At 56.7% G+C, this 23,269-nt stretch carries 15 protein-coding genes; 4 read left to right on the top strand and 11 right to left on the bottom strand.

Going from position 1 to position 23,269, the window contains the following annotated elements:
• Positions 1 to 14 precede the first annotated feature (14 nt).
• Genes IE102_RS17085 through IE102_RS17075 form a run of 3 tightly spaced genes read left to right on the top strand, consistent with a single transcriptional unit; the run spans position 15 to position 3,002 of the window.
• Positions 15 to 926, top strand: a complete 912-nt coding sequence (locus IE102_RS17085) for a hypothetical protein (protein WP_189489026.1) — start codon at positions 15 to 17, stop codon at positions 924 to 926.
• 52 nt (positions 927 to 978) lie between these two features.
• The gene (locus IE102_RS17080; protein ID WP_189489024.1) at positions 979 to 2,151 is read left to right on the top strand and encodes a glycosyltransferase; all 1,173 of its coding nucleotides are present in this window, start codon (positions 979 to 981) and stop codon (positions 2,149 to 2,151) included.
• Positions 2,148 to 3,002 (top strand): alpha-1,2-fucosyltransferase, encoded by an 855-nt coding sequence (locus tag IE102_RS17075; protein ID WP_189489022.1) that lies wholly within the window; start codon positions 2,148 to 2,150, stop codon positions 3,000 to 3,002. The genes IE102_RS17080 and IE102_RS17075 overlap by 4 nt, the downstream gene beginning before the upstream one ends.
• A gap of 8 nt (positions 3,003 to 3,010) precedes the next feature.
• On the opposite strand, the gene IE102_RS17070 is transcribed toward IE102_RS17075, so the two are convergent.
• Positions 3,011 to 4,330, bottom strand: a complete 1,320-nt coding sequence (locus IE102_RS17070) for a tetratricopeptide repeat protein (protein ID WP_189489020.1) — start codon at positions 4,328 to 4,330, stop codon at positions 3,011 to 3,013.
• Positions 4,331 to 4,953: 623 nt separating this feature from the next.
• Positions 4,954 to 5,388 (bottom strand): hypothetical protein, encoded by a 435-nt coding sequence (locus IE102_RS17065; RefSeq protein ID WP_189489018.1) that lies wholly within the window; start codon positions 5,386 to 5,388, stop codon positions 4,954 to 4,956.
• Between IE102_RS17065 and IE102_RS17060 the strand changes: the two genes are divergently transcribed.
• Positions 5,377 to 6,723, top strand: coding sequence for a glycoside hydrolase family protein (locus IE102_RS17060; RefSeq protein ID WP_189489016.1), 1,347 nt, complete (start codon positions 5,377 to 5,379; stop codon positions 6,721 to 6,723). The genes IE102_RS17065 and IE102_RS17060 overlap by 12 nt on opposite strands.
• Positions 6,724 to 6,767: 44 nt before the next feature.
• On the opposite strand, the gene IE102_RS17055 is transcribed toward IE102_RS17060, so the two are convergent.
• From IE102_RS17055 to IE102_RS17015, 9 genes are all read right to left on the bottom strand, one after another.
• The gene (locus IE102_RS17055; RefSeq protein WP_189489014.1) at positions 6,768 to 7,430 is read right to left on the bottom strand and encodes a putative 2OG-Fe(II) oxygenase; all 663 of its coding nucleotides are present in this window, start codon (positions 7,428 to 7,430) and stop codon (positions 6,768 to 6,770) included.
• 15 nt (positions 7,431 to 7,445) lie between these two features.
• A complete protein-coding gene (locus tag IE102_RS17050; protein WP_189489012.1) occupies positions 7,446 to 9,842 on the bottom strand; it encodes a heparinase II/III domain-containing protein in 2,397 nt (798 codons plus the stop codon).
• Positions 9,843 to 9,944: 102 nt separating this feature from the next.
• Positions 9,945 to 12,830, bottom strand: coding sequence for a TonB-dependent receptor plug domain-containing protein (locus IE102_RS17045; protein ID WP_189489010.1), 2,886 nt, complete (start codon positions 12,828 to 12,830; stop codon positions 9,945 to 9,947).
• Between the two features lie 309 nt (positions 12,831 to 13,139).
• On the bottom strand, positions 13,140 to 16,073 hold the full coding sequence (locus tag IE102_RS17040; RefSeq protein WP_189489008.1) for a TonB-dependent receptor: 2,934 nt from the start codon (positions 16,071 to 16,073) through the stop codon (positions 13,140 to 13,142).
• A gap of 240 nt (positions 16,074 to 16,313) precedes the next feature.
• A complete protein-coding gene (locus IE102_RS17035; protein WP_189489006.1) occupies positions 16,314 to 17,153 on the bottom strand; it encodes an alpha/beta hydrolase in 840 nt (279 codons plus the stop codon).
• Positions 17,154 to 17,256: 103 nt separating this feature from the next.
• Positions 17,257 to 18,309, bottom strand: a complete 1,053-nt coding sequence (locus tag IE102_RS17030; protein WP_229807843.1) for a LacI family DNA-binding transcriptional regulator — start codon at positions 18,307 to 18,309, stop codon at positions 17,257 to 17,259.
• Positions 18,310 to 18,476: 167 nt separating this feature from the next.
• Positions 18,477 to 20,231: a glycoside hydrolase family 43 protein gene (locus IE102_RS17025; protein ID WP_189489004.1), complete on the bottom strand. Its 1,755-nt coding sequence runs from the start codon at positions 20,229 to 20,231 to the stop codon at positions 18,477 to 18,479.
• A complete protein-coding gene (locus tag IE102_RS17020; protein ID WP_189489002.1) occupies positions 20,231 to 22,189 on the bottom strand; it encodes a glycoside hydrolase family 97 protein in 1,959 nt (652 codons plus the stop codon). Before IE102_RS17020 ends, IE102_RS17025 begins: the two co-directional genes overlap by 1 nt.
• The gene (locus IE102_RS17015) at positions 22,186 to 23,268 is read right to left on the bottom strand and encodes a glycoside hydrolase family 43 protein (protein WP_189488992.1); all 1,083 of its coding nucleotides are present in this window, start codon (positions 23,266 to 23,268) and stop codon (positions 22,186 to 22,188) included. The genes IE102_RS17020 and IE102_RS17015 overlap by 4 nt, the downstream gene beginning before the upstream one ends.
• Position 23,269: the final 1 nt, after the last annotated feature.

The raw sequence follows: 23,269 nt of genomic DNA, 5'->3' as shown, positions 1-23,269 counted from the left end.
AAGGGGTCTATTGGATGCTTCAAAATTTCTCAGGGTCAACACTGGCCATCGCTCTTGTTGCCACGACGGCTGGGGGCCTGTCGCCACAACTGGCGGTCGCTCAGTCTGCGGCGGACAGTGCTGTGCGATTCCGCGTCGAAGGATTTGCCGGGACAACGACCGACACACGTCCTATCGGCAAGGAAAAAAACAAGGATAGCAAAGGCCTGCTGCCCTCGATGAGTTTCTCCTATGGTGAAACCTTTAAGGGACAGTTCGATCTGTTGGCGGCCGAACATGCCGGCGACAAAAGCGTCGCGGGCGCTGCCCACCTGGGCTTTAAGGCTTCGGCTCACACCACATTGGGCGTCTATGTCTCAAAAACACGTATCAAAACGCCTGCCAAACTGAATAGCGAACGTGTGGGCCTCGAACTTGTCTATCAGGGCGATAAAACGGCATTCAACTGGATTGCCGGCCATGAAAAAGTGGGCGCCGCTACGGTCGTCGCCGGCACGATTCCCGGTTACACGGTGGTCGATACCTATGGCGACAAGGATGGAGTCTTTAACCTGGCCGACGTCACCTACTACCCGCGCCCCAATTGGGCCCTGACGCTGGGCCATCGTTATGGTAGCGGACGCCATGGTGGTGTCGCAGGCGTTGAGCGTGCCTATAAATGGCAGTCTTCGACGGTGTCGCTGTTCGCCGAGGGCCGTTTCGGTGACAAGGCCTATAGCGGTGCGTGGGTGGGCCTGCGCGTGCGTTTTGGCGGTAATGGCGCATCGCTCAGGGCGGTGCGCGATCAGGAAACCTACACCAACCATCTGAAGGACGATATGTATGGTATCGGCAATTCGCGCCGCCGCACCGATGTCGCCCTGCCACCGCCGCCGCCAGAAGATGACGATAACGACTGTGTCTGCGGGGCCTGCTACGCCACGTAATCACGCCACGCCTGAACGCGTCCAACTATCCCATGTCGCGGAACTTTGACGTATGAAACCGAGAATTCTGCTGGCCTGGGAAGCGGGCGCTGGCCGAGGGCACGTTGTCACCTTAAAGACTGTGGCGGCGGCCCTCGGCGACGCCTTCATCTATGATGCCGCCCTGTGCCGGATGGACCACGCGGCGGAACTGGCCCCCCTGTGTGAGATGGTTTTCCCGGCGGCGCGACTGAGATACGACGCGGCCCGTCGCGAAGGCTTGGTGCGTACCGCCACTTGGGGCGAATTCCTGGGCGACAGCGGATTTCGCGACGCGGAGTTTCTGGCGCGTCAGGTCGGCTGGTGGCAAGCCACCCTGATTGCGCGGCGCAGCGATCTGGTCATTGCCGACTATGCGCCCTGCGCCCTGCTGGCCGCGCAAAGCCTGGGTATACCGACGGTTATAACGGGCACCGGCTATGGCATTGTGGCTGAGGGACTGAAAACATTTCCAATTTTCCTGCCCGAATACAATCAACGACTCTATGACGAGACAGAGATGGTGCAGACGATCAACACCGCTTTGGAACCGCTGAGCGTGCCGAGGCTCGACGTCCTGCCGGATATCTACCGGCGCTCGCAAGAACTGGTGCGCACACTCGATATACTCGATCCCTATGACGGTTTACGCACGCAGGCGCTTTTGCCTCCGGTCGCAGATGTGGCTTCCGTATCGGGTGAAGGCGATGAGGTTTTCTGTTATTTTTCCACGACCGAGTTGGCCGATACGGGCGTGCTTGATGCCATATGTTCGCTGGGACTGCCGACCAGGGCCTATTGTCCGGGCCTTGACAGCGATCGCGCCAACCGGCTGGTAGCGGCCGGTGTCTGTGTTGAAAACGGCCCGGTGCCGGTCGATCTGATCGCGCGGCGGTCGCGCCTTATGGTCCATTCCGGTCAGCATGGCATACTGTCGCTGGGGCTTGCCGCCGGGGTGGCGCAGGTCGCTATCCCGCAACATCTCGAACACCTTTATCATGCACGCCGTTGTGAAAGTCAGGGCTGCGTACATGTGATAACGATTTCAGAGCGCGTGGCCCATAGCGTTCGTCAGGTCATTCATGATCGATATGACGACACGGCTTTTCACCAGGCCGCCCTGGATGCCGCCGCTAGAATAAGACCGCAATTTGCAGTCGATGCGGGGAGGCTTATTCGTGAACGGATCGGGGCCTTGCTATTATGACAGTCTACATCCGCGTCCAACCTGGCAATCTCGGCAATCAGATGTTTCGTTACATGCTGGCGCAGCATCTGGCCGATCAGATTCAGGATGCCGATATCGTGGGTTACCATATGCCGGTCTGGGGATTGTGCTCGGCGGTCGACACGCCACCATGGTGCGCGCCCTTAACCCTACCCGCACGCCACCGCATTGACATCCCAGAGGCGCTGCATCGCCTCGAAACGGGTCAGAACGACGGCCTCGATATTCATGCCTACGCCCAGAGGCTGGAATATTTTGGCGACAATATTGAGCGCTTCCGCAAGGTATTTGATGCGCCGGTCGCAGGCTCACGGATTGATGATGACGAGATCGCCCTCAACGTCCGGGCCGGGGACATTCTGGCAGGGATACATCCCGATTATTTTCCTCTGCCGATCAGCTTTTACAGGTCTCTGTTACCGGCGCTTGGGCTAAAGCCTGTGTTTGTGGGTCAACTGGATGACAGTTGGTATGGACGTGCCCTGCGTGAGGCCTTTCCCGAAGCCCGTTTCCTGACGCACGCCACAGCCTGCGAGGATTTCCAGACTCTGCGACACGCCCGCCATAAGGTTCTGGCGATCAGCACCTTTTCCTGGTTGGCGAGCTGGCTCTCCGCACCCGACAGCATCATCCACTATCCGCTGGCGGGCTTGCTTAATCCCCGGCAAAGACCGCAGATTGATCTCGCGCCACGCCATGACGCGCGTTACCGTTTCTATGACTTTCCACTATGGCGCTATGGCGGTCACGCCGAGGAAATAGCCGAACTACTCTGCGACAGGACCATGGTGTTCAGCGGTTATCAAGAAATTCCGCGGGTGCGGCGATGATGCCAGCCTTACTCGACCAGCTCAGCACGGCGACGCCGCACACGTTCGGCAATCTCCGCATCATCAAGCCACACTTTCCTGATCTGAGTTGTCGTGGCGGCGTTTCCCCAGACCTCCTGGCGGATTTCAGCCTGTTCAAGGAACGCCAGTGTTTGTTTGCGGTTCTGCGCGAGCGAGGCCAGAAAAACCGGCCGAATGTGCGTTTTTTGCTCGCCCGAAGCGATCTCAGCCAGGGCGCGCCGCATCAGAGCGTCCTGAACCGCCTCTGTGCCGGTTTTCAACGCCGTGCGCAAAGCCTCGACATGCTTGAGCAAGGCATCGTCCTTGCGCAGCCGGGCATAGGTGCCAAGGTTCTGAATGTAGCCAACATAGTCACCGTCGCTCAGATTAATTTCGCTCAGGCAATCAAAGATGACGGCAAATTCGGGATGACTGCGCGCCAGGTCGTCAAAGGCCTGCCGCGCCTCGGCTTCGTTGCCGGCACCCCATTGCGCCCACGCGTGATCGACCTGAATGGCGACGGAACCCGGCTCTATAAGGCGCGCCGTATCGAGTTCGCGCATGGCCGCGACGTGCTGACCGTTGTCAGCCAGAATATTGCCATACCAGAAATGGGTCTGAGCATCGCGCGGCGCCAGCGCCAGCGCGCGGCGAAAATCCACACCCGCCTCACGGGAGGCATTGTCCCACCAGTAATGCACAAAGCCAAGGGCACGGTGCGCGCTGGCGAGATCCGGATCATGACGCAAGGCGGTTTCAGCGGCAGCCTTCGCCTTGGGAAAAGCGCTGTCATCCGTCATCGTGCCGAATTCTCGGGCCAGGATGTAGGCTTCCGCCAGCCCCGCCCAACCCGGCGCGTAATCGGGTTCGGCCCGCGTGAGGGTTTCAAAGCCGACAATGGCACGCGCCAGAGTTTCGGGCCGCCTCTGCGCCCAGTCGCCGCGAGCCTGCAGATAGAGTTGGCTGAGCGCTGGATCAGATGGCAGGGTCTGTACGGTCGGCGCGCCTGAGTCACGCGGCCACAGAAGCGCTGCCGCCACGATAACAGCCGTCAGGACAGCCGCGCCCGCCGCCCAAAAAAGCCTGACCCGCTTCGACAGGGCTGCCCCCGTATCCTGCGTATCGGCAGGCGGCTCGTCATCAAGGCTGGATTGGCTGGAAGCCCATCGATCGAGGTCTTGGCGTAACGCAAAGACTGTGGAGATCTTGCCGCCCGGCAGGCGGCGGACCGGCAAGCTGCGCGTACGAGCCCACCTCATAACCGTCGTTCGGTCACGGTTAAAGTATGCGCCGATCGCCTTCCATCCGTCGATACGATCTGATGACATCCCATTCCCTTGCCTGCGTCGCAACTATAGTGTGCGGCTACCGCGATGATCAATCTTCTTGATAGCAGTTTCTAAGGCAAATTTTGGCGACAGAAACGGGCCTGGCCAGCAGCGTGTTTGTCGGCCGGTGTAAAAATACCTAGGCTTTGTCGATTTACTCTCATTGCAATCCGTTAGCGATCATCCACATCGCTTCAGTATAGCAAAAAGTTGAGCAAAGAATTGAACACCAAAATTACCTATTGATAATTTTGACGTTTTTTAAGGCAACTTATTTCAAAATCGTCTTGACCATCATCTCCGCCTGTGTCGCTCTTGCGCCCATAGGAGAAATAGAACCGAGTTGGATGCAGTTGGAGAGAATATGCATGAAAGCGGAAATCGCAGCCTTGCTTCCCCCACTTGAAGTCAAGAAATGTGGAAACAGTAGAACTTGTTTCTCTGAATTTCTCCTCGAAAACTCTCTTACGATACCAATTGATCGCTGAGTCGAACACAATCACTAAAAGATGATCCGGACCTAGAAACGATTATATGATAGTTTTTTTACACTCACTATCAAATAAAGTGTGGACCACGCCATGCATCGCCGAAAAGCCATAATGCGCTTAGTCGCTGTAGGATTAGCGTCCGCGGTCGGCCAACTGCACGCTCAGTCTCTCGCCCCACCGGAAGACCTCACGCAGTGGGATTTGCATTGTTTTTGTATCAATGCCGTCCGCACACCCCATCGCATCATCAAAATGGACGACAATGGACGACTGCTTTTTCTGGCGCGGGAAGGCATCTCGATAGCGGCCCTGCGACAGAGAGGTACACGGGTAACAGACAGCCAGATAAACCTCCTTGAAACTTTCAACATGCTCCGTCGCGAGGGCGATGTAGTCACGACGGCTATTCCGGTTCTGGGTCCGGCTCAGATGGCACCCTTGCGTAAATAGTCCGCGCAATTGGCCGACATAATTGCAAAAACAATCGCCCCGGATATCGCGTTGATCCACGCAGAGCTGAAACGCCGCAACCATGCGAACAGTACGTTTTCCGTCGTGTTTGGACATGCACTGGACGGCCTCTTCTGGGATCGCCTTCGCGATCGCGGCGCATTGCCTAAGACCACACTAACGCTCGAAGAGCCTTTCTGGCGCGGCGCCTACTGGGCTGTTTTTCCAAAGCGAACCGGAACAGTCGGGACCAACCACCTGATCGAAGCGCGCGCGACCCTTGTCATGACCTGGTCCGATGCTGTGACGAACCGACTGAATGCGTACGCCCAAGCCACTGAAACGCGTGAAATGCTCAAATCCTATGGCCACATAGGCGCGGGCGGTCTTGATCAGCAGAGTCCGCTGTTGGCCATTCGAGGAAAGGATGATCGCTTGCACATCATTTCGGACAGGATCGCCAGATCGGTTGTGTCGGCCTTCATCGACAGTGCACAAGGCCGTGCCCTGTTAGAGGCTGTGCCGGCTAAACCCGGTGTCTATTCGGGCGATATCCGCCTGAAATCAAACACGACGGTCTATATCGATGGGTCTGCTGTCATCAAAAGCCCCCTCCTGATTGAAAACGTCGAGAACGTCATAGTCCTCAGCGATGGACTGTTTGTCGATGCCGGCCAGACGATCATCCGCAACTCGAAAAATGTTACGATCGACGGTACGATCCATATCAATCAGAAGCACGGCACCATGGCCTGTTTCAATTCGACAAATGTCAGGGAAATTGGCATCCGCTTGATTGGCGGCGGTCAGTGGTCGGATGGGCTGGGCCATTTCGCCTGTCAGGACGTGGAAATCCGCAATGTGTTCCTGCGCACCTCCGATGACAATATCACGATCTATAACCACCGCTGGGATACCTGGGGCGATAGCCGCAACATTCGCGTCAGCGAGGCAACCCTGTGGGCCGATGTGGCTCACAACGTCATGATGGGCATTCACGGAAACACCCCTTCTGCTCACCATCCTGACGCCGAAGTTATTGAAAACGTCACCTTTCGCAATGTCGATGTTCTGGATCACGACGAAGATGAACCCGACTATCAGGGCGCGATTGGGTTGATGGTCGGGGATGATAATCTGGTGCGCAACATCACCTTTGAGGACTGGCGCGTTGAGCGTATCGAGGAAGGTAAACTGTTCAGCCTGCAGGTACTCTATAACCAGAAATATAACACCAGCCCCGGACGCGGCATCGACGATATTAAGTTCCGCAATATTCACTTCACCGGCTCTGGCGCGTTCGCGCCGTCACTGATCCGGGGCTATTCCCCAGACCGCAAAGTGCGCGGCATTTCCATAGAAAACGTCACGGTCGGTGGCAAAAAACTGACCGGCGCGCAGCCTGATTTACTTGAAATCGGCGATCACGTTGAAGGTGTCTCATTCAAATGACAAAAACCCTGCCGCAGATGCCTGTCTGCGGCAGGGCTCACCTATCAGGCCAGCGCCATATTGATGCTCATGCTGCGCCTTATGCCCACACCGCGAAACGGATAAACGCAGTGCAGCATCCATGACGGCCACAGATAAAACTCCCCGACGACCGGTTTGACCATAAACAGGTTACGCGTCCCGACAGCGGTGCGGCTGTCAATGAACTGCAAGCAGCCGACACTGTTCTGGCGGTGTTTATCAGCCTGAAATTCAGCCTCATAATCCTCCGGAATTTTCAGAAAGAGCACGCAGCTATAGATACAGCCCTGATGATAATGCACCGGATTGAAATCGCCGGCGCGCATGTCATTGACCCAGCCTTCTTTGATCTGGATCTCAAGCTTCTTGTCTTTCAGCTCTTCGGTTTCGCTATAGTTGCCGTAGTTCAAAAGGGCATTTTCACAGCGGTAAGTATAGGTCCGCGCCACATCGTAGAGAAAATCCGTCAGATCCGGCAAGTCACGAATAATATCGGTCATGCGGATCTCCGTCGTCAGATTACCCGCCAGATGCTGTGACCAGTCGCGCGAGCGGCGCTCATCCTGCCCGCTCAGGATCTGATCGACCCGTGCGTTCAGTCCGACCACCACCGATACCGGCGCGGTAGCCTTGATGATCAAGGGACTAAACGGTGCGACGACCTGCATACCATAGTCTGTTGCCACGATCTCACCTCCCCGTTAGCAGCAGCGCAAACGCACGAAACGATCCTTACCGGTCAGCGCAACCCGCTGATCATTGACCACAACATGCCCCGATACTCGCGGCAGCCACAGGCCCAGTTCGGCGTCGCTCTGACCCTGCACCCGGAATGAGGGTGTCTGCCTATAATCCGCGATGAGGAAGCGCTTGGACAGGCTATCGAGCATAAGCGTGCTGCCATGACGCAGATAGCTGCCATCGGCCACAAACAGGCGCTCAACCGTCGAGGGCGATGGTTCAGCCCCCGCTTTGTAGGTAATCGACAGCATGTAGGCGTCCGTCTGCCAGCCCATCAGGGTGGCCGTGGCGTTGCGATGCTTAATGCTGCCGTCAGCCTTGAGGTTGATATAGACATCCGTCACCCGCCCGTCACGGCGTATGCGGGCACCGATCATGTCCGGCCCGTTCAGCCGCTCGATCTCAGGCGCGTTGCCGTCACCCTGCGGGATAATCGCCGTGAGGAACTTTTGCCGCTCAGCCTTATCCGCAGGCAGGAAGGCATAATAGGTCGTGCGCGTATCCGGGGCATGATCCTTATAGCCGGATAGCTCCTCCAGACGCATATTTTCCGGATAGTCCGTGGGCAGTCCGGCATCGGGGAAGGTGGCCGGAAACAGCGGCCTGACCTGCACCGAAGCGTCGCCGTTTTTGACGATCAGGTTCTGGCCCTGACGCTTTGTTTCGCCTTCAGTGTGTAACTGGAAGGCAAATTGTCCGGGCGCGCGGGCTTTGAGATCATCATAGATAAGGATTACCCCATCGACCCAGAGAAAGTGCCGGAAATTACGGGCAAAATTGGCTGATGTCGGCCCTGTGGCGTCTGCGAACACATATCGCAGCCCTGCCGCATCCAGCATATTGGGTATCTGCCCGGGCAGATGTGAGGCGATATAGGTATCCTCAGCCGGTTCAGCCTTGCCGTTAAACGTCGCCACACTGTGGGCTTGAGTCTGCCGGTAATAGCCGTCATATTCCTTGCGCCCATAAGATGAATTACCGGAATCGATCAGCAGGGGCTTGCCCTTATGGAACAGAATGAACGACCCGGCATCGGCATGGCTGTGATTCCAGGTATAGCCTGATCGAACGGCCAGCAAGGTCGCATCCGCCACCCATGACGTCCGAAGCGTCGCCCAGCCCATACTGCGATACCAGGCACTAAGCGGCAGATCTGGCGTTTGCCCTGCCCCATCATTTTCTGTCGCCAGAGGTATCTGAACAAGATAGCGCGGCCGGTAGCGTATGTCCTTGCCATCGCCCGCCGTTGCCGACTGCGTCATGTACCAGAGATCAACCGGCCGCTTTTTCCCCATGAGCCAGTAATTGGCGGCTGTGCGTGAATAGTTCTTATCGATATTGCCGTCGCCAAAATTGACGTGCAGCAGCTTCGCGCGCGTCGGGTAGGCGTTATGGGTCAGAAAATCGACGGACTTTTCCACCACCGGAATATCGGCAGGCGCTTCTTTGAACATCTCCTGCCAGGCCAGCCGGAACTCCAGATAGGTGCCGACCGCCAGTTCAGCATAGTTCACGCTTTCCAGATTACCACCGTCAGTATCAAAGGTTTCAACCTTGGATTCGATGCGGCTGCCCTTATAGTGCCACCACTCAACACCGGCTGTTTCCAGTCGGTCAAGATAGGCCATGGCGCGGGGATCATCGCGCGAAATGGCGACAAGCCCGACACCGGTGCCGAACACAATATGGGCCCACCAGTTATGGCCCATAGTATCCAGAGTGTGGATGCGCTGGCGGCCATCGATCCAGTCGTTAAATACCGGCGTGACCAGCTTTTGAATATAGCCGGAAGCCAGTTCCTGACGCTCGACCAGCGTTAACTCCCCCCGGATCGAGTCATAAATCAGGCCGAACATCTCACCCGAAAAGCCCATGCCCAGATCAGAGTTCCACACCGGATCGCGCTTCAGCAGCGGCGCATCAGTGACAAGATTAGATTGGGCACAGAAGCCGCGCAAAATCTCATGCAGTTTGCGGCGATAACGGGCATCGCCTGTCATGCGGTAGGCAAGGATCATCGGCTCAAGCGCATCGGTCAGCCGCCGCCCATCGCGGATCAGGTCTTTAGTCGGAAGGGCGACTTGCCGGTCGGCCTCGGCTTTGATGTTTTGCCATTGATCAGCAACTTCGGGGTTGTTTGCGACGCGCGCTTTGAAAGAGCGGATCGCGTCATCGGAAAAACTTAGGTGGACGCCGCCCGGCCTTATGGTGAAGCTACGCGTGTTTACCTGTGTGACAGCTTGGGCCTCTTCGGCCCGTAAAACTTGCGGCAAGAAACCCAAAGCCACCGCCGCGACTGAAGTTGAAACTATCCATGCCGTTACTTGGGCTGTCAGGCGGGTGCGCACACGTCTCATGAAATTTCCTCACACCGTCGTTTATAATTTTGGACCATGATAAACGGCCAAAGGGCGGTCTGGCCATAGACCTGACCGCCCCAATCGCAGACTTTGTTTAGCTTAGAAGTCGTATCTGACCGTCAGCCAAACTGAGCGCGGCGCATTGCGCTTGAGCAGGAAGCCCGACTCCGGCAACTGAGCCACGACATCGTAAAGCTGGACATTGTTCGTCAGGCCCGTCGTGACCATCGTATCGTAGGCCGAGACATACTGGGTATCGAGCGCATTGCGGATATCCAGCATGATGCGGGTATCCTTGATGCCTTCGTACTGAACCGAGATATCCAGATTGTCCTGCGTCGGCAGCCAGCGGGTATCGACCGGATTGGTATTGACCTTACGCTTATCCATCCAGCGGTGGCGCAGATTGATGCGGAAGTCATCCCATTTGTAGGAAATCGTGTTGCTGACCGTCCACTTGGGTGTGCGGCTTAAGATGCCGGAATCGATGCGCAATAGGTCATCAGCGGCACCATTGCCGTTCGCACCCGTGTTGAGCCAGGTATAGGCCTCGGTCGTTTTGCCGTTGAGATAGGTCACCGACGCATCCCACGACAGCTTGCGCGTGACCTTCCACTTGAACCAGGATTCAACGCCCCGCGTGAAGTAGGTGTTGAAGTTTTCCGGCAACAGATAGGTCGATACATTGTCCGTATCGACGGCGGTCGGATAGTCGTTGATCGCAAAGCTTTGATAGAACAGGGTCACCTGCCCGTTGAACTTGCTGTCCCCAAAGGTATAGGCCGCTTCGTGGGACTTAACATAGCCCGTAGGCCCTAACGGACGCGCCAGAGTAGCCACGGTCGAATAGCGGTTAATGATCCCCATGGCCGGCTGCTTGCCGTCCATGTAGCGGTAATAGACCTTGTTTTTGGCGTTGATGTTATACCCCACCGCCGCGCTGACATTGAGGTTGGTGACGTTCTTATCGGCTTCGATGATCTTTGAGACGTTCCTGATCATATAAACATTATCGAATACCGTCAGCGGATTACCATCCAGACCGCCGTTCGCCAAAGAACCGGCCCCCGAATTACGGGTATCCCAAGTCTCGGAATAGGTTTTGGCACTGATACGCTGCTGCTTCACGCTGGCGCTTAAGTCCCAGTGCTCATTCGGTGACCATGAGATACCGATGTAGGGAGATATCTCAACAATCTTCGCTTTTTGGAACACCGTCGTAAACAGACCGGAACCGTAAGCCCCCCAGCCGCCTGCGTCCGTCAGTTGATAGGTGGTGCCGGTATTGGTGACGTAGCGCACATTCAGATTTTCAACCTGACCGTCGGCCCAGGCGGATACGCCCAACCCGTTGGCCCAGTTGTCATTGGTCTGTTCGGAGCGTGCAATATAAAGCCCCATATTGATGCTGTAAGTATCCTGACGATAGGTCGCCGTCAGATTGCCGATCACGTCATCAGATGACCGCTCATTATCTTCTGCCCGCGTCAGCATAACGAGGTCCCGGTTAAGACCCGCCGCCGGATATAGGGTTGAGCCCGTTCCGGTCGTAGCGGTTACCGTGCCTCCGCGGACGTCGACTTCGCGGTTAGGTAAAGTGTTCGCCACGAGGCACAGGCTGTTTGCCGTCCAGGCTGCTCCCGGAACCACCGGACACGCGGCACCGGTGCGATAGTTTGTGCCCAGTTGTGAGCCGCTCACATTGTTGGCCACCCGCGCCCGCAGAGCGCCCGTCGAGTCGTAATATTCATAGTAGCCGGGTGTGCGATCCAGATTGTTGATATTCAGGCCATAGCGCTCCCGCGTCGCCGCGGCGGACGCGATCGAGGTCAGGCTTTGGGGCTTATAGGATTGCCCGTCATAGGTCGATTTCTGAAGGCGCAGAGCCCCGGCATAGTTCCACGCACCATTGGTTTGATGCTCCCAACGCAGCCACACCGCATCCTGCTGGTATTGATAGCCGTCTGAGGGATCGAGTGCGTGCGTACCCGGCTTATTATAGTTCGGCACGCTTTGCTTGCCGCCATTCATGAACAGGTTCACATCACGCGGAAAACCGGGAATGGCTTCTGAATCTTCGTAGCCATAGGCAGGCTGCTGGAAGGTGGTCAATTCAGCATTGGTATCGTCAAGGTGCTTGAACGTCACATTGATGGTGCCGGAGCCATTTTCACTTTCATAGCTCTTGTACAGATTGAACTTTAACTGGCCACCGTGGTTAAGGTCCCAACCCGGATTAACCTGACCGTTTGAGCGACGATAGAACCCGCTGGCGCTATAGCCAAAATCGCCCGCCTTGTTCAGCCAGCCGTAATAGCCGTCCACCTGTTTCCACGACAGATGCAGATCCTCGCCCTCGAAACCAATCTTGGTCTGTATCGACGCACCGGGGCGAACCTTACCGGTGATGTAGTTAAAGGTTGCCCCGACCGAGGTGGTCACGGCCGTCGCAGATGAGCCGCCCCGAACGGATTCCACCCGGCTGGTGTTCAGGTCAGAGCGGAAGAAATAGCCATCCTGAAATCCGCTGAATTTGAACGGCACCGTCGGCAAGCCATCTTCCAGAATGGTCGTCCAGAAATAGCCCGATGTGTTCGAGCCCGTGCCGATCGTCATGCCGCGCGTAAAGACTTCGTTGCGCGCGACCCCGTCGTTGGATTCCACAACCACCCCCGGCATATCGCGGAGCATGTCATCGGCGCTGATCGGTGTGAACTTTGACATATCGTCCTCGGTGAGGACCGAATAGGATACGTTGGCCTTCTTGGCCTTGGTATTGGCCAGAACGCCGGTGACGATGACCGTTTCAGTGCCGTCGTCGACCTCATCAGGTACCGCTTGTGTCTGCGCCTGAACCGGAGCCTGCGCCGGTTCTTGCGCTACAGCCGGGACGGCCATAAGCCCGACGCCCAAGGCCACCAGCATCGCCTGATATGAAATCTGCGCAGTCCCGCAGCGCCCGTTACGGGCCTTATCCTTTTCCATCTGTTTCTCCCGCCGGCTCTGTAACCCGGCCTGTTGTTTTAATTGCCTGACCGCCACCCCTTAGAGACCACCATAAAAGTTATCGATAACAAAAAATGGCGCAAAGGGACTGCGATATTCTGATATCGTTATCAGAAAATTTTCTAATCTGTCAAGCCAAACCCGCCCGCACAATCACAACGCCGCCCACCGTTTCCAAATTACCACAGGAGGGCAGAACCAAGCCAATCAACTGAAATCATTAAATAAAAAAGGCTGCGACATATGATGCCGCAGCCCCTGCTCTCAATCGACTAAAACCTTTAGATACTACCCGCCGAACTTATAGCGCACCCCCAGCGAGAAGTTGCGACCATTGGCAAAATGCTGACGCTCAATGTTGGTTTCATAACCGAAGGGCTCACCCACATTCCGGTTAAGCGCCTGATCGGTCAGGTTCATGGCATTAAAGCTCACCGCCACCCGCTCTGTCAGATTATAGTTGAGCGCCAGATCGAGAATCCCATACTCACGGATATAGCGGCCATCGATCGGGTTGATCGACGCTCCAAACAGAATGGCATCCGAACGGTAGGTATAGACCAGACGGGCCGAGAATTTCTCATCCTCATACATGCCGGTCAGGCTGTAATTATGCTTTGACTGCATCGGCTGAGGCATGATGACAAAACGTGGTGCCGTGGCCGTACCGAAGTTCACCGGCAAGGCGGTATCGACGAAGGTGTAAGACCCGGAAACGCCGAAATGGCTCCAGATACCCGGCAGAGCATCAAAGAAATATTGCCCCGATAGTTCCACCCCTTCGACCCAGCCCGGCTCGGCATTGACCGTGCGCGTCACCAGATATTGCGGCGAGGCACACCCTGTTGGCGTCACAACACCACTGGGTGCCGGTGCCCCGGCTATGGTTTCACAGCCGGCGATACCAAAGAAGAAGCTGTCGATTTCCTTACGGAATACGGCTGCGGACACATAGTTGGTGCTGGAGAAGTATTTTTCCAGCGACAGGTCATAACTGTCGGCCACCTGCGGCTTCAGGTCGGGATTGCCAGCACTGCCCGTCCCCAAGGATTCGCTATAGGACAGGGTCGGGTTAAGCTGACCCAGATCAGGACGGGTCAGGCCCCGGCCATAGCCAAATCGCAGCAACAGATCATTGTCGCCCGTCAGATCATAGGTCACGTTCAACGACGGCAGGGTGTTCTTATAGGAAGACGACGCCTCAATGGCAGAAGCCCCGGCACCGGAGCGGAAGAAGCCCTCCGTCTTCACCCAGCGTACACCGACATTGCCCTTAAGCCGGTCGTCAAGGAAGGTAAACTCACCCATAAGGAAGGCGGCGGTGGTGTCTTCTTCGCTATAGCGACGGTTCGCGGTTACTTCAGGTAATGAGGCCTCTGCCGCAATCCCGGCATTTGGGAAACGGTTGCGGACATTATCGCCTAACAGGGCGTCGGAATCGAACACCAGGAACCCGCCGGAATAGCCCGTCTCATCGCGCATGAAGTTGCGGGGCGCATTGACCAGAAGATCCGCCATTGACGACCCGAAAATCATGTTGGCGCTCGTGCGCAAACCACCATCGGTTGTCAGGCGTCGGCCGGAAAAATTGTAGGTGCGGTAATCATCCTGCTGATGCGCAAAGCGAACGCCGAACTTGACGGCGGAGAACGGTCCGGCTTCGGGCATATATTTGCCGGAAAAGGCCGCCGCCCAGGCACTATCGTCCCACTTCTGGTTGGCACCATTATTATAGTCGCGGAAAATCCAGTTGGCCGCATCATCCAGTCTTGGGCCGGAGATATCAAAGGTATGCGGCTCACCCGTGGTGGTGCGCTCAATATTCCAGACGAGACCCGGCGCCGAGTCCATATTGACTGAGCGATTATCCTGAGAGCGCGTGGTTTCAAGATACATCAGGTCGGCTTTGAACTCCAACTGGGACGTCGGCTTCCATTCCACACCCCCGGCCAGAGAGGCCGTATCGTATTCGTGATGCTCATCGCCACCGACTGTATTCAGGGTCGAATTGAGGAAGGTCGCCCCTGCCAGTCGCTGATCGACGACCACGTCATCTGAGCCGCCATTGCTGTTACGGTTGGCCAGCCCTTCGGTATAGTCGAACGGCGTCGTCGTCAGATTTTGAACTGTACCGCCGTCAACGGCATTCAGGCCGCGATAGTTTTGATGGTACAGATAGTAGTTATAATTATACTCGGCATAAAAGCGCAGACTGTCATTTACCCGGTAGTCACTGGCAAGGCTCAACCCTTTGCGGGTACGGAAAATGCTTTCCTGGAACAGGTTATTGGTCAGCGCAGGCGCGACCATAATATTGTCCTGCTGCGCACTGGTCAGGGGCGCGCCTGTAAAGGATGTCAGATTGGCATTCGGGACATTGGCCGTGCTCGGCACACTGGCCAGAAACCACGTATCCGTTCGCCCGGCATAGGCCTGATTAGCGCCCGCCGCAACGGCATATTCAGCATCATCCGCACGGATCGCGCGCTTGAAGTTTGCCCCGCCATTGGCCGGATTATTATCAGAACGCCCACTGCTTTCGCTAAAAGTCCCCGCCGCCATCACGCCGATGCGGCCACCATTGGCCAGATCCCAACGGTTGGCAACCAGACCGAAAATTTCAGGATCAGCCTTTTTGATCAGGTCATTATAGCGCGCCGTAGCCCCCAAAGACACGGTTGGCCCCTTAAAATCACTGGGGTTACGTGTGCGGATATTTACAAGGCCACCAATACCGCCTTCGATATGCTCCGCCGACGGGTTCTTATAAACATCGATGCCCGCAACCATGCCCGGAATAGCGCTTTCGACGTTGAACTCACGCGTCCCGGCGGTGAAAAATACCCGGCTATTGAGCTGAGAGGCTGTCTGCCCCGACAGGCCGCGAATAGTGACCCCGGAGCCTGAGCCCGCAGGGGACGCCCCTTCACCGCCGTACCGGTAGCCCTGAACACCGGGAATGCGCGTCAGGGTTTCCGACACATTGGTGTCAGGCAATTTGCCGATATCTTCGGCCGTAATGGAATCAACGACCTCAAGCGTATTCTTCTTGATCGAAAGCGAGGAGCGCGCCGAGGCGCGAATACCGGTGACCACCACCGTGGTTGTATCGACATCTTCCGCAGATGCCGTCTCCTGTGCGTTAGCCGCAGCAGTCACGCTCATGGCAAACAGCATAGCTGCCCCCGACACGCACGCGCGCATCCGTGTGTATCTTTTCATTTTGTTTCCTCCGGCGCTTAACGTGCATGTCGTCATTATATTGGCCTGTACATATCCCTATGCAGCGCCCGACAACTTTGCCGCCAACCCTAATTTGATATCGTTATCAGAAAGCAGCATCAATTTGATATCGATACCACAAATAAACCTTACGCTTGCATGACAAATGCGTCAATATATATTCAGTTGGATACAGCTAACTGACGCCTTTATGCCACAGATTTTGACACAACTGTCGAATTACAGCGCTGTCAAAACCCGGTCGATCCAGCGCGACGCCAGAAGCGGCCATTGATCGTGCGTTCCGGCGAGGTCACGCAGAGCGAATCCGTGCGGCGCCTGTGGGAAAATATGCGCCTCCAGATCGCCGCCATGTTGCTGCATGGCCTTGATGAAGTTAAGCGCATGATCGACCGGCACTGGCTGATCGTGAAGCGCATAAACCAAAAACACCGGGACTTTGGGCACGCCGTGCGGTTCCTGCGCCATACCGATGGGCCAGGCGTCATAAAAGTCCTGTTTCTCAACCGGCGGATAATCGGGCTTATCCGCCGGGGCCTTGTAGCGACGGTGATTGGCATTGACCGGCGCATAGCCGATCATGACGCCTGCCGCCGCCAGAGGATGCGCCTGACAGGCCATGACGCCCGCCAGATGGCCGCCGGACGACAACCCAAAATGCAAAAGCGGCAAATCATCGCGCGCGTGCAGAAAATCCAGACACAAAAGACCGTCGTTCAGCGCAATATCGGATGACCAGACCTCGCCCGTACCGGCTTTTAGCGCCCCCGGCAACCGATGAACCACCACATAGGCATCGATCCCGATACCCGATAACCACAGGGCAATCTCTATCCCTTCCTTATCGTGAACCAGATCGAGATAGCCTCCCCCCGGATAAATCAGCGCCCGCGCCCGTGGCTTTGACGCCGCCCGATATAGATGCAGTTCCAAACGGTTGATGACGTAGTACCGTCGATCCGGCCACATTCCCTCAAGCGTATTGGGAGTCCCTTCCGAAAGAACAAACACCTCATCGGGAGACGCCGATTTTTCGTCAAAAGGCAGTTCCTGCGGCATAATTTCCTCTTTATAGCGTGATGCCTGCCCCCTAAAATCCGGCGAGACCAAAAGATATCGATATCAATTAAGGCGGAAAACTTATCCTCTGCGCCGTCAGATATTATTTCGGCGCAGGCCCCGTTGAATCGCGATCCATCAGGGTGAATTTCATCAGTTGATGGACGGGCCTAGACGGTTCGCCCGATTTCAGCTCTTTGATCCGCTCGAAAATTGTACTGACCGAACTGCGCCCCATAGCCACGATCGGCTGATGAACCGTGGTCAGTTGCGGCCAGATGGTCGAGGCGACCGGCGTATCGTCAAACCCGCATACACTCAGTTGCTCAGGGATTGAGATCTTTAGCCCGTGCGCGACCGCCATGACACCGGCAGCCATATCGTCATTGGAGGCAAATATAGCGGTGGGCGGGTCTTTCCGATCCAGAAGCTCCCGTCCGGCTTCGAGCCCGGATTTATAGGTAAACTGCCCCTGCACCACCAGCCCCTCGTCCAGCGTAATGCCCGCCTCCGACAGCCCTTTGAGGAAGCCTTCATAACGAACTTCGGTCGGCGTGTGGGTCGGGTTGCCTTTGATAAACCCGATACGCTTATGCCCCAGCTTGGTCAAATGTCGGGTCAGGGCCAGAGCCCCCTGAAAGTCGTCGATACGCACAGCCGAGACTTCCGGCAAGGGGCGCGCCGTCGCCAACGCCAGCACAGGGATGCCCACACGGGTCAGCATCTGCACGGTGGGTGCGGAATCACACAAAGGCGGCGGCAGAATCACCCCATCAACCCCGGCTTCAACCAGCCGGTTGACGGCGTTTTTCTGCGACTGCAACCCGCCGCATTTTTCCAGCAACAGTTGCGCCCCCAGACGCGCCGCCTGATCCAGCCCCCCCAGCATGACCTCATTCAGATAGGACGCCGACGGGTGAGAATATAACACGCCGATCCGAACCCCGCCCATGCCGGCGCGTGTCGACCTCGCGGCCATGTTCATGGTGTATTTCAGGGCCTTGATCGAGGCCATGACCTTTTCACGCAAAGGCTCACGCACATTGACGTTTTTATTAATGACGCGTGACACGGTCATGGACGAGACACCTGCATGTCTGGCCACATCGTGAATCGTTACCGTGCCGCCCTGATCGCTCATACGCTGACGTTTCATTTTATATCCCTAGCGATTCAGATAACGCGAATTAGAACAGCTATTTAATAGAGCAAATTTCGATCATATTGCATCGTAAATTTGCTCTAATTTTTTAGTGGTCGCTCTTTCTGATCCATCAAGTGATTCCACTTGATGGGAAAACGCTCTGGCAGCGCAATAAGGCCTCAAGGCACCACGCTGAAATTATCGAACTGCGCATAGCCGACACGGGTGGCCACAAACGCCGGTGTACCTGACGCGGCCTGCGCAAACAAGCCTATCTGCGTGCCGACCCATCGCCCCGGCTGCGTCATCATGCCCGTCCCTACCGGCGTGAAACTCACCCCGTCCAGACTGTAGCTGAACGCCACCCTGGCGTGGGTCGAGCGCAACATTGACGGCCAGTAATGGGGAAACTGCGGCACAGGGTCTGCGACCGTTACCGGCTCAAACCGGGCGCGCACCCAGACCGGCCCGTCAACACGCACCGGTGCCGTCAGAACCGTCTCGCTGCCTCCGGCATTGGCGCGCGGTCGTGTGACCTGCACCAGCTTGACACCATCTGCGGTATTTTCCAGCCCGATCCAGCCGTAATCATAACCCAGAACCAGCAAACCCGCACGTTCCCCGGCCAGATTGGGCGTTAATGTCAACTTTGTCGCCGCACTGAAACCCATGCCCGGCAGTTTCTGGGTCAGCAGATTGCCCGCTTCCCACAGATTGACCGGTGACGATACGGATTTAAGGCGCAGCGCGCCTTTGACCGACTGGTCAACCCAGTCGTCGCCGGGATTAGAACTCCATTGCCAGCCGAGGTGATAGCCATTGTCAAAATCATCATCCACCGGGTTGCGGGCGATTGGCTGCGAGGGCAAGGCAGGCTTCTTGTGACGCCAGACCGGCTGACCATAGACCTGACCTTTTTGACGCTCACCGATGATCGGCCAGCCGTCCTTTTGCCAATGCATCGGTTGCAGCATAACGCGGCGGCCATAGGAATCCGTGTCCTGAAAATGCAGGAACCAGTCTTCACCCGGTTTTCCATTTTTTGGGGCCGTATCGACCCACGCGCCCTGATGCGGGCCGTTCATGTCGGTATTGCCCTGATCGATTACGCTTCGCCCCTCATAAGGGCCATAAATTGATTTCGAGCGGAACACGCCCTGCCAGCCGCCTTTGACCGAACCCGACGGCGCAAAGATGTAATACCATTCGCCGCGCTTATAGAGCTTGGGGCCTTCGGTGGTGAACCACGGCATCAGCCCTTGCGAGGTTTTAACCTTGGGCAGTTTATCGCCTTCGATAATGCGCACACCCTCATCAACCGTTTTTGTGCCGTCGGCATTGAGCTTTTTCAGCGTAATGATGTTTTTAATACCCGCCCGCGATCCGGCAAAACCTATCACGAGATAGCCCTGACCATCCGTATCCCAGAAGGGGGCCGGATCAATGGCGCCCTTGGTACTATCCACCAGAACCGGCGCACTCCACGGCCCCTTTGGGTCCACGGCGGTCACCAGAAATATCCCGAAATCCGGATCGGGATAATAGATCATAAACTTGCCATTGTGGTGGCGAATGGCAGGCGCCCAGACACCGCCCCCGCGCCGCGGCACGGCATGATGAGCCTCCGGCACATTGCGCGCCAGTGCGTGGCCGATCAGAGTCCAGTTGACCAGATCTTTGGAGTGCAGAATGGGCAGCCCCGGCACATTGGTAAAGCTGGAGGCCGTCAGGTAATAGTCATCCTCAACCCGCACCACATCGGGATCAGAATAATCGCCCTGAAGCACCGGATTAATATAGGTGCCGTCCCCCTGATCCGATATCCACACACCTGACGGCATGCGGGTATCGGGCACGACCAGCGGCGGCTCGGCAGCCTGAGCTACCACCGGCAGAAACAGTCCCGCCAGCAATATGGACACTATAGCCTTCATCAGATTTTCCCGGCTCCTGTGCGTACGAAACGGATAGCCTGCCCGCCCGCCGCATTGAGTTGCAGCTTCAGGCGTGACGTGGCCATGACCTCCACCGTTTCAATTTTCACTGCTGTCTTATAGGCCGGACGGCTCAGATTACCATCCATATAGCGTGTCGCGGTCCAGCTTCCACCGCCCAAGAATGACAGGTCGATCTCCAGACGGCGCTCCATCTCATTGGTAATGGCCCCCAGATACCAGACATCCCCTTTGCGACGGGCGATGACGACATATTCACCGATCTCCCCGGCGATGGCGCGCGTCTCATCCCAGGTGGTCGGGCAGTCGTCGAACCATTTCAGTTCCGGCCACGGCTTATCGGCATATTTTTCGGGCTTATCGTACCAGTAGAGCAGGGTCAGCGGACTGTAGCAAGTCACCGCCAGCGCCAGTTGATGGGCATTGGTCGTCTGATTGCGTTCCTGCGCATAGCAGATGGTGTAGTCGATCGGCCCGGCAATCGGGCGCGTGAAAGCCAGATTGACATGATGACGGGCGGCAGGAAACTGCTCATTGCCCTTAACCCCTTCCAGCGTCAGATAGTTGGGCAAGGTGCGCTCTAAACCCGCGGGCCGCAGATTATCATGCAGGTTGACCACCATCCTATGCTCGCCAAAGGCTTTCACCACCTTATGGATGAAATCAACGTCCGACTGGCGACCTTCCCACATAAAGCCGAGCTTGACACCGGCCACGCCCCATTTCTGGTAGAGCTTGCACATGGCATCGAGCGCCCGAGTGACCGCCACACGGTCGATATAGAGCATGACGCCAATCTTTTTGGTTTTGGCATAATCTATCACCCGTTGCAGATCGAGCGCCTTGATCGGGTAGGTCGGCTCAGACGCATCCGTGCCATCGCCATACCAATGCGCGTCGAACAGAACATATTCAATTTTGTGCTGATCCGCGAAATCGACGGCTTTTAGCGACGCCTCTGTCGAATAAGGCTTCATGATCCGAAACGCCCGACCGGGTCTGACCCAGGACACATCCCCCAACTGGTTGGCCGTGGCCAGTGTCGGCACAATGCGGTGCTGTTCAATCAGGCCCTTGGCGCTGTCCGCCGCCAGCAGGATACGCCACGGCGTTTTCTGGCCGACATCAATATCGAACTCAGCCTCTTCCGGTGTATCGTCTTCCCCGCCCCAGCCGGTCGCCCGTCCGGGATAGCGCATGAGATAGGTCACCAGCCCGCCCTTTTCGTGGGGCTTTACCATGCAGCGCGGGTAATGCAGGCGATCGGATTCGGCCACATAGGCAAAGGTCCCATTGCCGACATCCACCGTCAGGGGCAGGTCAGCATAGGCGCCGCGGTCTGATGATATGGTAAGGTCCGGATGCTCCAGCGGTGCCAGCCGGTTCTGGGCAGAGACATGGATATCGCCTTCGTCGCGGCTGGAATATATCCGCGCGCTGTCCGGAAACCGGAACTGAGTGCGCTCACCCATCAACCGCAACCGCTTGCCTTTGGGCAAGCTGACCAATTGATAGCGCACAGCCGCCGCGCCATTAAACACGCGGATGATGATATTGAACCGGGCGCTGGATTTTGGGTCGGCGAACTGAAGCGTCACTTCCTGTGAGGTCGCGTCGTAAACGCTAGATTGCCCGAGCACTGGGCTCCATGTCCCGGAGTGCGATTTTGGGGTCATGCCCATAAACTGCGCCCCCTCCCCCAGCAACCGCCCCTCGGCCAGCCATAGGCCCAGATCCGACGGCAGCAGGATATCGCGGCCATCGAAGCGGGCACTCCAGTTCGGCACGGCCCCCGACACATCGACGACCACCTGCAAGCGCTTGTCCGGAGATTCCACAGCCATATGGCCGCTGGTCTGAGCCGTTGCCGCGACCGCGTTCAATGAAGCCACACCGGCGGCGGTTAAGCTCATAATCTGGCGGCGGGTCGGGGTCATTGCGGCGTCTCCAAAGTTTTCAAATTCCAGGTGTCGTACCAACGGATCACCGGTTTATCCTTGTCCCACTCAATCGGCAGCCACAGGTAACGGCCATCAATGGCATCCTTCGGCCGCCATATATCGCCCATGAAGATATGGCCATTGCCATAGGGCAGAACGAAGGTCGATTGCCCGCCGAAGGTTATGGCCTGTTGCTCAAGCGTGCCGCGCACCGGATTACCGAGCGCCGTCCACGGGCCGAATATATGATCCGCCACATAGGACTTGGCCGGGTTCGGTGCCCATCCGGTCAGGCCGGACGTGATCAGATAATATTTGCCCTTATGCTTAAATATGGCCGGGGCCTCATCATTGCCCATGGGCAGCATGCGCGCATAGTCTCCGGCAGGCCGCATGTAATCATCCGTAAGGCGGGAGATATGAAGGGTGTGATTTTCTTCGGAGGCATAAAGGTGATAGGCCGCACCATCATCATCGACAAACAGGGTCATATCGCGGGCCATTTGCCCGGTCTCAAAGTCACGCGCCACAACGGTTCGGGCCGGATCTTTATCTGCCTCAGACAGATTTAGCGGCCAGATACCGGCGTTGGGGCGAAACGAGTTAACATAGTGGTATGGCCCGGTGACGGTATCGGCGACCGCAACGGCCGAACGCGCAGACTTATAGCCCAGCCCCTTAAGCTCCAGATGGAACCACATCACGAACTTTCGGGTCTTTGCGTTATAGATCACCTTGGGCCGCTCGATCACCGATCCGCGCACAATGTCGCTCATCGGATCATCGACCACTGACAAGGCGATGCCTTCGTCCTTCCAGTTGATGAGATTGCGCGAACTGTAGACATGAACGCCGACATGGGCTCTGTTGCCCGCATCACCCGCGATCTTGTGCTCGCCGAACCAGTAATAGACGCCGTCATGCTGTAAAATGCCGCCGCCATGGGCGTTGATATGCACGCCCTTATCATCCGGCCAGAGCGCTCCCGGCGAAATGGTGCCGGAACGCATAGCGGTCTCAGCCCCGGCGACCGGTGCCAGCAGCAGACACAATACCGAGAGGAATAATAGTCTCATC

This window comes from Asticcacaulis endophyticus, assembly GCF_014652575.1.
Taxonomy (GTDB): Bacteria; Pseudomonadota; Alphaproteobacteria; order Caulobacterales; family Caulobacteraceae; genus Asticcacaulis; species Asticcacaulis endophyticus.
Note: the sequence above shows the minus strand (reverse complement) of the source record. Positions and strands in the feature narration are given on the sequence as shown.